At 32.8% G+C, this 14296-nt stretch carries 16 protein-coding genes; 12 read left to right on the forward strand and 4 right to left on the reverse strand.

The features are described 5' to 3' along the window. Window positions 1-5 precede the first annotated feature (5 nt). Together ACU68W_RS03440 and rlmB are read right to left on the reverse strand one after the other, a co-directional pair. Entirely contained in the window at window positions 6-539 is a 534-nt protein-coding gene (locus ACU68W_RS03440) for an NYN domain-containing protein (RefSeq protein ID WP_094205354.1), read from the reverse strand. Beyond that, window positions 529-1263 (reverse strand): 23S rRNA (guanosine(2251)-2'-O)-methyltransferase RlmB, encoded by a 735-nt coding sequence (rlmB, locus tag ACU68W_RS03445; protein ID WP_094223244.1) that lies wholly within the window; start codon window positions 1261-1263, stop codon window positions 529-531. Before rlmB ends, ACU68W_RS03440 begins: the two co-directional genes overlap by 11 nt. Window positions 1264-1352: 89 nt before the next feature. Between rlmB and ACU68W_RS03450 the strand changes: the two genes are divergently transcribed. Further along, window positions 1353-2798, forward strand: a complete 1446-nt coding sequence (locus ACU68W_RS03450; RefSeq protein ID WP_446756125.1) for an alpha-amylase — start codon at window positions 1353-1355, stop codon at window positions 2796-2798. Then, window positions 2791-3402, forward strand: coding sequence for a ribonuclease H1 domain-containing protein (locus ACU68W_RS03455; protein WP_446756126.1), 612 nt, complete (start codon window positions 2791-2793; stop codon window positions 3400-3402). Before ACU68W_RS03450 ends, ACU68W_RS03455 begins: the two co-directional genes overlap by 8 nt. Window positions 3403-3669: 267 nt before the next feature. Here ACU68W_RS03455 and ACU68W_RS03460 read toward each other — a convergent pair whose 3' ends face one another. Next, window positions 3670-4914 (reverse strand): hemolysin family protein, encoded by a 1245-nt coding sequence (locus ACU68W_RS03460; RefSeq protein WP_446756127.1) that lies wholly within the window; start codon window positions 4912-4914, stop codon window positions 3670-3672. Between the two features lie 184 nt (window positions 4915-5098). Here ACU68W_RS03460 and ACU68W_RS03465 point away from each other — a divergent pair, with 184 nt between their 5' ends. Then, window positions 5099-5617, forward strand: coding sequence for an adenine phosphoribosyltransferase (locus tag ACU68W_RS03465; RefSeq protein WP_094224436.1), 519 nt, complete (start codon window positions 5099-5101; stop codon window positions 5615-5617). Between the two features lie 79 nt (window positions 5618-5696). Here the strand turns inward: ACU68W_RS03465 and ACU68W_RS03470 are convergent, their stop codons facing one another. Beyond that, window positions 5697-7145, reverse strand: a complete 1449-nt coding sequence (locus tag ACU68W_RS03470; RefSeq protein ID WP_446756128.1) for a nicotinate phosphoribosyltransferase — start codon at window positions 7143-7145, stop codon at window positions 5697-5699. Window positions 7146-7260: 115 nt separating this feature from the next. On the opposite strand from ACU68W_RS03470, the gene ACU68W_RS03475 reads away from it, so the two are divergent. From ACU68W_RS03475 to ACU68W_RS03515, 9 genes are all read left to right on the forward strand, one after another. Next, a complete protein-coding gene (locus tag ACU68W_RS03475; protein WP_446756129.1) occupies window positions 7261-9603 on the forward strand; it encodes a heavy metal translocating P-type ATPase in 2343 nt (780 codons plus the stop codon). Next, window positions 9603-9803, forward strand: coding sequence for a heavy-metal-associated domain-containing protein (locus tag ACU68W_RS03480; RefSeq protein WP_094208341.1), 201 nt, complete (start codon window positions 9603-9605; stop codon window positions 9801-9803). Before ACU68W_RS03475 ends, ACU68W_RS03480 begins: the two co-directional genes overlap by 1 nt. Then, window positions 9803-10066: a metal-sensing transcriptional repressor gene (locus ACU68W_RS03485; RefSeq protein WP_446756130.1), complete on the forward strand. Its 264-nt coding sequence runs from the start codon at window positions 9803-9805 to the stop codon at window positions 10064-10066. The genes ACU68W_RS03480 and ACU68W_RS03485 overlap by 1 nt, the downstream gene beginning before the upstream one ends. 154 nt (window positions 10067-10220) lie before the next feature. Continuing rightward, entirely contained in the window at window positions 10221-10760 is a 540-nt protein-coding gene (hpf, locus tag ACU68W_RS03490; protein ID WP_094205363.1) for a ribosome hibernation-promoting factor, HPF/YfiA family, read from the forward strand. Window positions 10761-10863: 103 nt separating this feature from the next. Continuing rightward, on the forward strand, window positions 10864-11127 hold the full coding sequence (locus ACU68W_RS03495; protein ID WP_094205364.1) for a hypothetical protein: 264 nt from the start codon (window positions 10864-10866) through the stop codon (window positions 11125-11127). Window positions 11128-11136: 9 nt separating this feature from the next. Beyond that, window positions 11137-11841: a purine-nucleoside phosphorylase gene (deoD, locus tag ACU68W_RS03500; protein ID WP_094205365.1), complete on the forward strand. Its 705-nt coding sequence runs from the start codon at window positions 11137-11139 to the stop codon at window positions 11839-11841. A 1-nt stretch (window position 11842) separates the two neighbouring features. Next, window positions 11843-12484 (forward strand): deoxyribose-phosphate aldolase, encoded by a 642-nt coding sequence (gene deoC / locus ACU68W_RS03505; RefSeq protein ID WP_094208345.1) that lies wholly within the window; start codon window positions 11843-11845, stop codon window positions 12482-12484. Window positions 12485-12535: 51 nt separating this feature from the next. Continuing rightward, window positions 12536-13327, forward strand: coding sequence for a PHP domain-containing protein (locus ACU68W_RS03510; protein WP_094205367.1), 792 nt, complete (start codon window positions 12536-12538; stop codon window positions 13325-13327). Next, on the forward strand, window positions 13327-14268 hold the full coding sequence (locus ACU68W_RS03515; protein WP_102164606.1) for a 2-hydroxyacid dehydrogenase family protein: 942 nt from the start codon (window positions 13327-13329) through the stop codon (window positions 14266-14268). Before ACU68W_RS03510 ends, ACU68W_RS03515 begins: the two co-directional genes overlap by 1 nt. Window positions 14269-14296 lie beyond the last annotated feature (28 nt).

The raw sequence follows: 14296 nt of genomic DNA on the forward strand, positions 1-14296 counted from the left end.
ATAACCTAGTTTTGTTTTTTTATTTCATCTTGAAGTTTTTCTAATTGTTGATAAATTTCATCATCTATAGTAACAATATTTTCAGTAGATTGTTTTCTTTTCCTTAGCTTAGATCTTCTGAGGTTTTCTTTTAAAGTTAGATAATTTTTCCAAAGTTCATTGGCGCTAATTCTAATTCCTCCACGCGATAAAATAATTCGTTGAATCATTCCATCGTTGCTTGCCACATACATTTTGTCGTGCTTTTTCATATCGTTTACTTTTCTCTCAATGTATCTGTCTGCAGATTCGTGTTCTTTTGTGTAAACCACCGTCAAATTATCACGCTTTTCTTCAATGCTCATTCCACCTTTTACAAGATAAGCATCAAAAACTACATAAACTTGTTCTCCGCTTAGATTTTGATACTCTTTCATTATATCAATGAGCTCTTCACGGGCACTATCCAAATCCACATCGTTTGATAATTTGTACAAATTAGGCCATGCATTTATTATATTATAACCATCGACATAAAGATAAATCTGTTTATTTTTCATACCTTTGGCGTATGACTTCATAAATTAGAATGCTCGCAGCATTTGATGCGTTGAGTGATTCTGTTTTTCCATACATAGGGATTTTAATTAACTGATCACAATTTTCTCTGACTAATCTCGAAATTCCTTTGCCTTCGTTTCCGATTACAAGGCCGATAGGTCCTTTCAAGTTAGCTTGTGTGTGAGTTTGTGAAGCTTCGCCACAAGCCCCGTAAATCCAAATGTTATGTTCTTTTAAATAATTAATTGTCGTGGTTATGTTGGTTACACGTGCGATTTTGATATTGAAAACAGCTCCTGCACTTGTTTTGATTGCAGTTGCATTGACTTCACAAGCTCGGTGTTTTGGAATTATAACTCCGTGGCATCCTGCAACTTCTGCAGTTCTAATTATGGATCCCAAATTGTGAGGATCTGTTATTTCGTCCAAAATTATCAAAAATGGATCTTCGTTTCTTTTTTTGGCGTAAATTATCATTTCATCAACGCTTGAATATCCGAAACTTGGCATTTTTGCCATAACACCTTGATGAGCAGTGTTTTCTGCGAATTTTTCGATGTATTTTTTATCGACATATTCAATTTTAATTCCCATATCGTAAGCTTTTTTTTCTATTTTTTTAATAAATCCTTTTAATTCGCCTTTTTGTATGTATAGATTGGTTACTCCCATATTCATTTCCAAAGCTTCCATAACAGGATTTCTACCGACTAAATATTGCATTTTTTCTCCTTATTCTTATCATTTTAATGGTATAATCTTATTAGATTATACAATATAAAGCAATTTCTTACAATTAATAGGAGGAACAAATGGGAAACGAAATAATGATGCAGGCTTTTGAGTGGTACTTACCAGACGATGGAAATTATTATAAAAATTTGACGAAAGAAGCGAAGAATTTAAAAGAAAAAGGTATTGATGCGTTGTGGCTTGCTCCAATGTTTAAAGCAACGGGAACTAACGATGTTGGTTATGGTGTGTATGATTTGTACGATTTGGGAGAATTTGATCAGAAAGGATCTGTGCGTACAAAATATGGAACTGTAGAAGAATTGAAAAAATTAATCGAAATTTTGCACAAAAATGACATAAAAGTTTACGCAGATGTCATTTTAAATCACAAAGCTGGAGCAGATTTCTCAGAAACTTTTAAGGCTTACGAAGTGGATCCTAACGACAGGGCGAAAAGAATTACTGATGCTTATAATATTGAAGCATGGACTGGATTTGATTTTAAAGGTAGGAATGGAAAATATTCTGAGTTTGTGTGGCATTTCCAACATTTTAATGGAGTTGATTTTGATAATAAACAACAAAAGAAAGCAATTTTTGAAGTCGCTGGAGAAAACAAAGGATTTAGCAAGAATGTTTCCAACGAAAAAGGGAATTTCGATTATTTGATGTTTGCAGATATTGACCACAAAAATCCTGATGTTAAAGATGAACTTTTTAGATGGGGAGAATGGTTTGTGAATTATGTTAATGTGGACGGCTTCAGATACGACGCGCTTAAACACATTGACGATGAATTCATAATTGATTTCACCAAACATATACAAAAAGTTGCAAATCGCGATTTTTATTTCTTCGGTGAATATTGGTTACAAGATAAGGACAACACCAATCATTATTTGTACGATACGAAATACGATGTGGATTTGTTTGATGTGGCACTTCATTTTAATATGTATTCTGCATCAAAAATGGGCGATAAATTTGATATGAGAAAAATTTTCGACAATACTTTGGTTCAAGAACATCCAACCATTGCGGTTACATTCGTGGATAATCACGACAGCGAACCTGGTCAATCGTTGGAATCATTTGTTGAACCTTGGTTTAAAAAGATTGCGTACGGTTTGATTCTACTAAGAAAAGATGGATATCCTTGCGTGTTTTACGGTGATTATTGTAAAATAGGTGGAGAATTTAATATCGAAGGGCAAAAGGATATTATAGATAATTTGATGTACATCAGAAAACACTACGCATTTGGAGAACAGACAGATTATATGGAAAATGAAAATTTGATAGGTTGGATTAGACACGGCGATGATTTTCATAATACAATGGCTGTTGTAATCAGCACTGGTGACATCAACACCTTGAGAATGAATGTAGGAAAGGAAAATGCAGGTAAAAAGTATACGGAAATCACTGGAACAAATTCTAATGAAATTGTAATCGATGATGAAGGATTCGGAGATTTTGAAGTGGGAGCTGGAACTTTGAGCGTGTGGGTATGTAATGAGTAAATTTTATGCAGTAAAAATTGGGAGAAATCCTGGGATATACAATAGTTGGTCAGAGTGCCAACAACAAGTAAATGGTTTTAAGGGAGCGATTTTCAAATCTTTTAAGACGAAAGAAGAGGCAGATTATTTTATAAATGGCGAAGATAATAAAAAAGTAGCGTCCATTGATAAATTAAATGAAAATGAGTGTGTGGCTTATGTAGATGGATCATTCAAAAAAGATACGGGAGAATATAGTTTTGGTTGTGTGTTGTTTCACAATAGTAAAATCGACAAATTCAATCAAAAATTTCCTAAATCAGAATTCTCAACGCATAGAAATGTATCGGGAGAAGTAAGTGGGTCGGTATTTGCAATTAAAAAAGCAGTAGAACTTAAAATGGACAAAATCACGATTTTTTATGATTATCAAGGGATTGAAAGTTGGGCTAATGGCGACTGGAAAACAAACAATAATTTAACCAAAAGCTACAAGAAATTTATCGACGAAATAAAGCCTCAAATCGATATTAATTTTGTAAAAGTTAAAGGTCACTCCAACGATACTTATAACGATATGGCTGATGAATTGGCAAAAGAGGCGTTGGGAATAGGGAAACAATAAAATATTAAAAGAATTAAAGTAGATTACATTTTTGCTAAGAATATCATACGGAATAAATTATTGTGATTTCTCATCGAAGAACTACGTTAAAAAATCCAACTGTTTGAGAGCCTTGCTCGAGTTTTGGATTTTAGTAGTTCGAGATTTTGAAATCACTAATTTATGTAGTCAGATGTTCGTGCAAAAATGATTTTCTACTTTTTGTTTATGCTATTATATTTGGAACTTTTCCCACAAAAAAACTCTCACGAATATCGTGAGAGTAAATTATTTGAATATTATCATTAGTTGTGTAATTTTTCTTTTATCAACATTAACTACGACGAATTTTAAGTTTTCAAATTCAACCTCATCTTTTGATTTAGGCATTCTGTCCAATAATTCGATTACAAATCCTCCGATTGAATCGAATTTGTCGCTTTGAATGTCAAGGTCAAATCTTTCGTTTACTTCATCGATTCTCATTTCAGGATCGACTAGGTATTCATTGTCGCTAAGTTTAGTTACTTCTTTTTCGTTGTCGTATTCATCGTCGATTTCTCCGACAAGTTCTTCCAAAATATCTTCCATCGTTACAATTCCACTAGTTCCACCGTACTCATCGATAATTATACTGATGGAAATATTTTTAGTTCTCATTTGTTTGAACAAATCCACTACTGGAATGTATTCATAAGCATAAAATGCTGGTTTTAGGATATCTCTGACCTTAAAATCTCGGTCATCTTCGATGATTTTGTGCGCTAATTCTTTTATGTGAAGAACACCTATAATATCGTCGATACTGTCCTCGTAAACAGGAATTCTAGAATAAGTAATATTTTTGATAATTTCCTTCAAATCACTCTCTGCATCTTCGATATCCACTGATGCCATACTAGTTCTTGGAGTCATAATATCAACTGCTAGAGTTTCCTTTAACTCCAGTGCATTTATCATGATTTCAGTTTCTTGGTTTTTGAGAACTCCTTCTTCTTCACTAACTTCCACCAAAGTTTTTAGTTCTTCTTCGGTAAGTGTAGAACTATCTTCGTCTTCTCCAATGAAAAGCTTGATTACCAAACGAGTTAAGATGTTCAATACTTTCACAATTGGTTTAAAAATTATCGTCAAAAAATAAATGAATCTAGAAAATTTCAACGCTACGGATTTGTTTTTATATTGTGCAATTGTTTTCGGTATAACTTCACCGAAAATCAATACAAATACAGTCATTACAACTGTAGATATCAAAGCTCCGTTTTGATGAAAAATATTTGTAAATAAAATTGTAGCTATAGAACTCGCTGCGATATTTACAATGTTGTTACCAATTAAAATAGTAGATATGGTAGTTTGCATATTATCGTGCAGTTTTTTCAGTAAATGTGCATTTTTGTTATCCTTTTGGTCTAATTGTCGAACTTTTATTTTGCTTACAGATGTTATCGCCGTTTCACTTGATGAAAATACGGAGGACATTGCAACCAATAACACTAACGCAATTATTTGCGAGACACTCGAACTGTCCATTACATCACTCTCCAAACATATCGTAACATATATAAATATAGTTGTAAATAAAATATTTTGACAAAATTTTTAAATAAAAAACATAACAATTTAGAAAACTAAAAATAATTTAACAACAAACAAATCCATCAATATGGTATACTATAGATGTAGATAATACAGTAAAAAAGAAACGGTGATGAAAATGGATTTAAAAGAGAAAATTAGAGTTATAGACGGATTTCCAAAAGAAGGAATCTCATTCAAAGATATTACTACATTGTTAAACGATAAAGAAGCCTATAAACACGCAGTAGACCTTATGGTAGAAGATTTAAAAGACAAAGGAATAACTGTGATAGCAGCTCCAGAAGCTAGAGGATTTTTGTTTGGATCAGCTGTAGCATATGCGCTTGGAGTTAGATTTGTTCCTGTTAGAAAACCTGGAAAACTTCCTGGAGAAGTGTCAGAGTATTCTTATGATTTGGAATATGGTACCGACAAATTAGAAGTACACAGAGACGCGATTCATGAAGGCGACAAAGTTGCTATAGTTGACGACTTATTGGCAACAGGTGGAACTGTGAATGCAGTAGCTAAGTTAGTTGAAAAAAACGGTGGCGAAATCACTGCTATGGAATTTTTGATTGAACTTACTGAGCTTGGCGGAAGAGATGTCAACAAAAATTATTATATCAACACTTTAGTACAATACGATATCTAAATCTTATCCACATGTCATGCATGTGGATTTTTAATTGCAAAAAAAGCACAACCAAAATTTTATGGTTGTGCTAAATTTACTATTTGCTTTGCATTAATAAATTGTATTTTATATCCCACAATTTTTGTGACAAATCGACGTGGAACAAATGAGGATGTTCAAATCTTTTTACTTCTTCCCATTGTTCAGCAATTTGTTCATTTTTCCTTTCGATTATTTTATCTAATGTTGGAAGCTCGTACACCAATTCTCCCTTGTCAAACACTCTAACCAACAATTCTTTTGTTGTGAAGTTGGTTAATGTTTTTCTCTTCCAAGTGTGAATAGGGTGGAAGATTTCCAAATCCTTTGATTCGTCGATTTTTTCATCGTGAAGAGTTATCAAATCAGCTTCTGCTTTGCCACTATTTTTGTCGTAAATTCTGTAAACTGTTTTGAATGCAGGAGTTGTGATTTTTTCGATATTTTCACTGATTTTAATCTTAGGAATGATTTCTCCGTTAGGTTTTTCCACAGCACATAATTTGTACACGCCGCCTAAAACTGGATCTGATTTTGCAGTTATTAATCTTTCCCCAACGCCAAATCCATCTAGTTTTGCTCCTTGTTCAATCAAATCAGAGATTGTGTATTCATCAAGTGAATTACTTGCCATGATTTGACAGTTTTCATATCCAGCATCATCCAACATTTTACGGGCTTGTTTTGATAAATAAGCAAGGTCACCACTGTCAATTCTGATGGACATATTCTTAATTCCACGAGGTTTCAAAACTTCGTCAAAAACTTTTATCGCATTTGGAACACCGGATTTTAAAACGTTGTAAGTGTCCACTAAAAGTGAGCAAGAATTTGGGAAAATTTCGGCGTATTTTTTGAAAGCTTCGTATTCTGAATCAAACATCATAATCCATGAGTGAGCCATTGTACCAAAAGCAGGAACATCGTAAGTGATATCTGTCAAAGTATTGCTTGTAGCAGTAGCACCACCTATGAAAGCTGCTCTTGCACCTAGAACTGTAGCATCCACACCTTGCGCACGTCTTGCGCCAAATTCCATAACAACTCTTCCTTCAGCTGCATGAACAATTCTATTCGTTTTAGTTGCAATCAATGATTGATGATTGATTGATAAAAGTGCGAAAGTTTCTATCAATTGCGCTTGTGGAGCAGGTCCACGAACTATCATCAAAGGTTCGTTAGGAAATGCAACTGAACCTTCAGGCATTGCCCATACATCACATTCAAATTTGAAATTTCTAAGATAATCTAAGAATTTTTCGCTGAACATATTCTTGCTCTTGAAATATTCGATGTCTTTTTCGTCAAACTTCAAATTTTGAATATATTTAACTACCTCTTCTAATCCCGCAACGATAACAAATCCTCCGTTGTCTGGAATTCTTCTAAAATACAAATCAAAATAAGCATATTCATCTTCCATATTGTTTTCCAAATATCCATTCATCATTGTAAATTCGTAGAAATCAGATAACATGCTTAAATTTTCATAATTTTTCCAATCCATAATCTGCCTCCATATTTTATTATGAATATTATAATCCAAATCCAAATGTTTGACAAAGTATTTTAAATATTATATAATAACCATACCACCAGTAGGGGGGTAGAAAGGAGAACAAATGGAAGAAATAAAATTAAAAATACAAGGCATGAGCTGTGAATCATGTGCGGCTAGAATAGAAAAAGTATTAAGTAAATACGAATATATCGACACAGTTAACGTGAACTTGCTTCAAGAATACGCATATTTGAAATTAAAAGAAGGATACGATATAGAAACTATCGTAGGCAAAATAAAAAAGGCGGGATATGATGTTCCTGTGAAGACATCGAAGTTTGATATCGAAGGAATGAGTTGTCAGTCATGTGCATCTAGAATAGAGAAGGTTTTGAACAAAAATAATTTTAAAGATGTTAACGTAAATTTGTTGCAAAACTCACTTACAGTAAGTTTTTATGAGGGATACAAGACCAATTCTGATGTAAAAAGATTAGTTGACAAAGCAGGATATTCTGCAGAAATAAAAACAGACAATAAAATAGCTAACGAAAAAAATATAACTGAATACGAAAAATTGAAACGTGATTTTATAATTTCTGCGATTTTTTCAATTCCTTTATTTTCAGCGATGTTTTTTCACATGGCAGGAGTTCACACGATTTTAAATAACGGATATTTTCAATGGGCGTTGGCAACTGTGGTTCAATTCTACATCGGAAGAAGATATTATGTGAATGCATACAAATCATTAAGAGGTGGAGGAGCAAACATGGATGTTCTAATAGCATTGGGAACAAGTGCTGCCTACTTCTACTCGATTTATCATGTATTAATAGGATCTGACCAATTGTATTTTGAATCGTCTGCTGTTGTTATCACTTTGATTTTACTCGGAAAAGTTTTCGAAAAAAGAGCGAAGACTAGAACTACTGATGCTATAAGTAAATTAATGGGACTTCAAGCGAAAAAAGCTAACGTAATAAAAAATGGTAAAACTATCGAAACTGATATTGAAGATGTAATGGTTGGAGATAAAATTCTCGTAAAACCAGGAGAAAAAATCGCTGTTGATGGAATAATTGTTGAGGGAAGTTCATCAATTGATGAATCGATGATTACTGGAGAATCGATGCCTGTACAAAAACAAGTTGGAGATGAATGTATTGGCTCTACGATTAATAAAAATGGATCATTTGTATTTGAAGCGAAAAAAATTGGCGAAGATACAGTTCTAAGTCAAATCGTAAAATTAGTGGAAGATGCACAATCCAACAAAGCGCCAATCCAAAGACTAGCAGATAAGATTTCATCTGTTTTTGTGCCCATCGTTATTGTAATCGCTGTAATTACATTTGTCATCACTTATTTTGTGACAAAACAATTTGACAGGGCGTTGTTAAATTCTGTTTCAGTTCTTGTAATAGCATGTCCATGTTCATTGGGACTTGCAACTCCTACAGCTATTATGGTAGGAAGTGGCAAAGGCGCAGAGTTGGGGATTTTAATAAAAAGTGCTGAAGTTTTGGAAACTGCGAACAAAATCGATGCAGTTATTTTGGATAAAACAGGAACAATAACAAATGGTAAACCAGAAGTTGTAGATTTCCAATCAAAAGATACAGACTTCTTAAAAATTGTATCCTCAATTGAAAAAAATTCAGAGCACCCACTTGCAGATGCTGTGGTTAAAGAATATGAAAAAAATAGTTCGGAGTTCTATAAAGTTCAAAATTTCGATTCGATTACTGGTAAAGGACTTTCAGCTAAAATAAATAATGACAATTACTATATTGGTAATGAAAAATTGATGAGAGACAATAATATTGATGTCAATGTAGATATTCAAAAACATCAATCTCAAGGAAATACAGTTGTGCTTGTTGGAAAGAACGATGAATTTTACGGATATATTTTGATTGCAGATAAAATAAAAGAATCTTCACCAACAGCTGTTTCAAAATTGAAGGACGATAATATCGATGTATATATGATAACTGGTGATAGCGAAAATACTGCAAAACATATCGCAGAAAAAGCTAACATCGACCATGTAATAGCAGAATGTTTGCCAAAAGACAAATCAGATAAAGTGTTGGATTTGAAAAATAAAGGCAAAAAAGTTGGAATGGTTGGAGATGGAATAAACGATGCTCCAGCATTGGCGACAAGTGATGTTGGATTTTCTATTGGAACTGGTACAGATGTTGCGATTGAGGCAAGTGACATCACAATTATAAATGGCGATTTAAATAAAGTTAATACTGCGATAAGATTAAGTCACAGAGTAATAAAAACAATAAAACAAAATTTGTTCTGGGCGTTTTTCTACAATGTTGTTGGTATTCCGATTGCTGCATTTGGATTTTTGAATCCAATGATAGCAGGTGCTGCAATGGCGTTCAGTTCGGTAACCGTAGTTACAAATTCGTTAAGAATCAAAAATTTTAAGGAGGAAAAATAATGAAAAAAGAATTTGAAGTATTGGATATGGTGTGCAATCATTGCGTAGAATCAGTGACAAATGCTTGTAAATCAGTCGATGGAGTTACAGATGTAAATGTTTCATTAGAAGACAAAAAAGCCGTAGTTGAAGGCGATTTTAATGAAGATGACATCATCAAAGCTATTGATGAAATAGGATTTGAGGCTACTGTGAAATAATGACCGAACACAAACAAAACGCCCTCAAAAAAATCAAAACAGTTCGTGGACAACTCGATGCAATTGTAAATATGATTGAAGAGGACAGATATTGTGTGGATATTTCCACTCAGATTTTGAGTTGTATTGGTCAATTGAAAAAAGCGAACATCGACATTTTAAACGGACATATGAGAACTTGCGTTAAACATGCAGTAGAAAATGATAATGCAGATGAAAAAATCGAAGAAGTAATCAACATTATTGACAAATATATCAAATAATGAAGACTTCCCCAGAGCAAATGAAAATTTGTAAGGGGAAGTTTTTTGCTTTTTTTGGTTTAGTGATTAGTATCGTTTGCAAAAATGTAAATTGGGTATATATAGAATAAGAAAATAAGAAATTATTTCTTAATTCATAAACAGGAGGAATTTTATGAAACTTAATTATGTAACAAAAGATATCAAATTGACTGATGATTTGAAACAAATGGCAGAATCTAAATTACACAAGTTAGATAAATATTTCCATGACGAACAACAAGCTCGTGTAGTATTCAAAAAAGAAAAAGACAAAGCGAGAGTTGAAGTCACTATAATTTTAGATAAAGGAGTTGTTTTAAGAGCGGAAGAATCCAACGAAGAAATTAAAACAGCTATAGACAAAGTTGAAGATGCACTTGCTAGACAAATTAGAAAACACAAAACAAAATTACAAAAGAGATTTACAGAAAGCAATTCAATAAGATTTGAAGCTGTTGAAGAAAACAATGACAAAGAAATCCCAGCAGGTGCTATCGTTAAGACAAAAGAATTCGGAATCAAACCAATGGACAAGGAAGAAGCTATCATGCAAATGGAATTAATCGATCATGATTTCTTCGTATTCTTGGATTCAAAAACTAATAATGTAAATGTTGTTTACAAGAGGAAAGATGGCAACTACGGATTATTAGTTCCAGGATTTGAAAAATAGCAAAAATGTTCAAATTGATGATATAATAAGAGAGAAATAAGATTTCTCTCTTATTTGATTTGATGGAATATGAAAATAGAATTAAGTTTTGATTTGGGAGAATATGAAAATAGAATTAAGTGAAAAATTAAAAGAATATTGCAATCAAAAATCTAAGCACAAAATTTTGTTGTATATGGGGCAAAGTCCATGTTGCACAATTGGAGAAGCTAAATACTACGCCAAATTTATTTTAAAATCTCCACATTTGAAAGAGGTGAATATTGATGGGATTAGCGTGTATTATGAAGCTTACATTGAAAAATACTTGGAAGATTGTCAGCTAGATTTGGTAAAATTTTTGAATATGATTATAGTAAATTATTAGGAGGCTATTATGTCAACACCACATATCGAAGCGAAAAAAGGAGATATCGCAAAAACTGTTTTATTGCCAGGAGATCCATTGAGAGCGAGATTTATTGCAGATAATTTCTTGGAAGATGTAAAACAATTCAACGCAGTTAGAAATATGTTCGGATATACTGGAAAATACAAAGGAAAAGAAATTTCTGTTATGGGAACTGGAATGGGAATTCCATCTATAGGAATTTATTCTTACGAACTTATCAACGAATACGGAGTAGAAAATCTTATTAGAATTGGTTCAGCAGGAGCTTACAGTAAAGATTTGGATTTGTACGATGTCGTAATAGCGATGGGAAGTTGTTCAGATTCCAATTTTGCTCATCAATTTGATTTGGAAGGAACTTTTTCAGCGATTTGTGATTATGATTTGTTGAGAAAAGCAGTAAATGTTGCAGAAGAAAAAAACATCGACGTTCACGTTGGAAATGTATTCTCAGCAGATATTTTCTACAACCAAAAATCTGAAGAATGGAAAAAATGGGAAAAAATGGGCGTGTTAGCAGTTGAAATGGAAAGCTACGGATTGTATTTGACAGCAAAAGCAAACAACGCAAGAGCTTTGACTATTTTGACAATTTCTGACTCATTCCATTCAGATAAGCAAACTACTCCTGAAGAAAGACAAACATCATTTACAAAAATGATGGAAATAGCATTGGAATTAGGTGAATAATATGGAATTAAATAAATATATCGACCACACTTTATTAAAAGCAGATGCAACATCAGCTGACATCAAAAAAATCTGCGATGAAGCAGTTAAATATGATTTTAAAAGCGTGTGCGTAAATTCTTGTTACACATCTTTGGTTAAAAAGTCTTTGGAAAATTCAAGCGTTTTGGTGTGCACTGTTGTGGGATTTCCACTTGGTGCTATGAGTATCAAATCAAAAGCTTTTGAAGCAAAGACAGCAATCGAAGATGGTGCAGATGAAATCGACATGGTTATCAATATCGGCAAATTAAAAGAACAAGATTATGATTATGTTGAAAAAGATATCCAAGCTGTAAGAGATGCTACAAAAGGAAAAGTTTTGAAAGTAATTATCGAAACTTGTTTATTAACTGATGAAGAAAAGAAAAAAGCTTGTGAAATCTCCGTGAAGTGCGGCGCTGATTTCGTGAAGACTTCTACAGGTTTTTCAACAGGTGGAGCAAAAGTAGAAGATGTCAAATTGATGAAAGATACTGTTGGAGACAAAGCTATGGTAAAAGCAAGTGGTGGAATTCATTCTAGAGAAGAAGCTTTATCTATGATAGAAAATGGAGCAGATAGAATCGGAGCATCAAGCGGTATTAAAATAGTAGAAGGATAATTGTAAAAGATGCTAGTTATTTAGCATCTTTTCGTTCATTTAAGGAGTAATATGTATTATAGAGATCAACATTGTCATACGGAATTTTCATTCGATAGTAAAGAAAAATTTGAAAATTATTTGAAACTTGTCAAAGGTGACATTATCACAACCGAACACTTGGATTATGGATTTACCTATAATGATGGTAGAGTTGAGGATGTGGACATTGATTATGACAAATACGTAAAAGTGATTGAAGAACACAACCAAAAAAGTTCACAAAAAATCTTAAAAGGAATAGAAATAGGATACACAACTGAGAATTTGGATAAGATAATAAAAACTGTTAATGGCAGAGATTATGACATTCAACTTCTGTCAGTTCATCAATATGGAGGCAAAGATTTTATGAATCCAAAGCCAGAAGATTATTCTCAAAGAGAGTTTCTTACAAATTATTTTGAAAAAATGCTGGAAGCTGTGAATAATTTCAAAGATTTTGATGTGTTAACACACATTGATTACGCATTAAGACTTAATAAATTGGAATCTAAAAATATGGACATTGTAGATGAATATTTGACAAAAGTTTTTGCAGAACTCATTAATGATGAAAAAGCCTTGGAGCTTAACACTAGAAGCGTGTACCAATACGACAACTTAGAATATTACACATTTGCGCTCAAAAAATATGTGAAAATGAAGGGCAAATTATTCTCAGTTGGTAGCGATGCGCATTATGAAAATTATTACAGATATCACTTTGATGATGCTTTCAAATTATTAAAAACCGTGGATGCAAAGTATTTGGCGATGTTTGAAAATAGAAAAATGACTACAATAAAAATGGAGGATATGTAATGAAAGTTTTGATTACTAATAGAATCCCTGAAGAAATTATTAAAAAATACGAAGAGAATTTTGAAGTAGATTATCACGATAGTTTGGACTTTTTGTCAAAAGAAGAATTGAAAACCAGAATAAAAGATGTCGAAGGATTAGTGTGTCCTTTGAGTGAAAAAATCGATTCAGAAATTATCGATGCAGCTAAAAATTTGAAAATAATTGCAAATTACGGCGCTGGTTTTGACAATGTTGACATTGATTACGCAAAAGAAAAAGGAATAATTGTCACAAATGCACCGGCATCTGCATCTACAAAATCGACAGCAGAATTGACTTTTGGTTTGATGATAGATCTACTCAGAAATATTACAAAGATGAATTCTGATTGCTACGATAATTCATTCGAAGGATGGAAGCCTGTGTACGGTTTGGGAGAAACATTGGAAGGGAAAACTTTGGGAATAATTGGACTTGGAAGAATTGGAACTGAAGTTATGAGAAAAGCCAAAGCGTTTGACATGGATGTGATATTCTACAATCGTAGCAAAAAAGAAGTTGATGGGGCAAAGCAAGTAGATTTAGATTATTTACTTGAAAACAGTGACGTAATAACTTTACACACAGCTTATAGCGACGAATTGTATCACTTAATAGATGCAAAAGCATTCTCAAAAATGAAAAAAACTGCTTTTCTAATCAACGCATCTCGTGGCAAAGTTATTAGCGAACAAGATTTGATAAATGCATTAAATAATGGAGAAATTGCTGGTTGTGCATTGGATGTGTACGAATTTGAGCCCAAAATTTCAGAAGATTTGAAAAATGCTAAGAATATTTTATTGGCGCCTCATTTGGGAAATGCTACTAAACTTGCACGTGTTCAAATGGGAGAATATACTTTTGACAATATTATGCAATTTAAAAACGGAGAGATCCCTAAAAATAAAGTAAATTAGTTTATTATCGCGTTTAATTATGGTATAC

This window comes from Finegoldia sp. P2-F-LR, from assembly GCF_052932265.1.

Bases quoted from the DNA above. Each gene is read 5' to 3' on its own strand.
- ACU68W_RS03440 (WP_094205354.1), bottom strand. From the start codon at position 539: ATGAAAAATAAACAGATTTATCTTTATGTCGATGGTTATAATATAATA.
- rlmB (WP_094223244.1), bottom strand. From the start codon at position 1,263: ATGCAATATTTAGTCGGTAGAAATCCTGTTATGGAAGCTTTGGAAATG.
- ACU68W_RS03450 (WP_446756125.1), top strand. From the start codon at position 1,353: ATGGGAAACGAAATAATGATGCAGGCTTTTGAGTGGTACTTACCAGAC.
- ACU68W_RS03455 (WP_446756126.1), top strand. From the start codon at position 2,791: ATGAGTAAATTTTATGCAGTAAAAATTGGGAGAAATCCTGGGATATAC.
- ACU68W_RS03460 (WP_446756127.1), bottom strand. From the start codon at position 4,914: ATGGACAGTTCGAGTGTCTCGCAAATAATTGCGTTAGTGTTATTGGTT.
- ACU68W_RS03465 (WP_094224436.1), top strand. From the start codon at position 5,099: ATGGATTTAAAAGAGAAAATTAGAGTTATAGACGGATTTCCAAAAGAA.
- ACU68W_RS03470 (WP_446756128.1), bottom strand. From the start codon at position 7,145: ATGGATTGGAAAAATTATGAAAATTTAAGCATGTTATCTGATTTCTAC.
- ACU68W_RS03475 (WP_446756129.1), top strand. From the start codon at position 7,261: ATGGAAGAAATAAAATTAAAAATACAAGGCATGAGCTGTGAATCATGT.
- ACU68W_RS03480 (WP_094208341.1), top strand. From the start codon at position 9,603: ATGAAAAAAGAATTTGAAGTATTGGATATGGTGTGCAATCATTGCGTA.
- ACU68W_RS03485 (WP_446756130.1), top strand. From the start codon at position 9,803: ATGACCGAACACAAACAAAACGCCCTCAAAAAAATCAAAACAGTTCGT.
- hpf (WP_094205363.1), top strand. From the start codon at position 10,221: ATGAAACTTAATTATGTAACAAAAGATATCAAATTGACTGATGATTTG.
- ACU68W_RS03495 (WP_094205364.1), top strand. From the start codon at position 10,864: ATGAAAATAGAATTAAGTGAAAAATTAAAAGAATATTGCAATCAAAAA.
- deoD (WP_094205365.1), top strand. From the start codon at position 11,137: ATGTCAACACCACATATCGAAGCGAAAAAAGGAGATATCGCAAAAACT.
- deoC (WP_094208345.1), top strand. From the start codon at position 11,843: ATGGAATTAAATAAATATATCGACCACACTTTATTAAAAGCAGATGCA.
- ACU68W_RS03510 (WP_094205367.1), top strand. From the start codon at position 12,536: ATGTATTATAGAGATCAACATTGTCATACGGAATTTTCATTCGATAGT.
- ACU68W_RS03515 (WP_102164606.1), top strand. From the start codon at position 13,327: ATGAAAGTTTTGATTACTAATAGAATCCCTGAAGAAATTATTAAAAAA.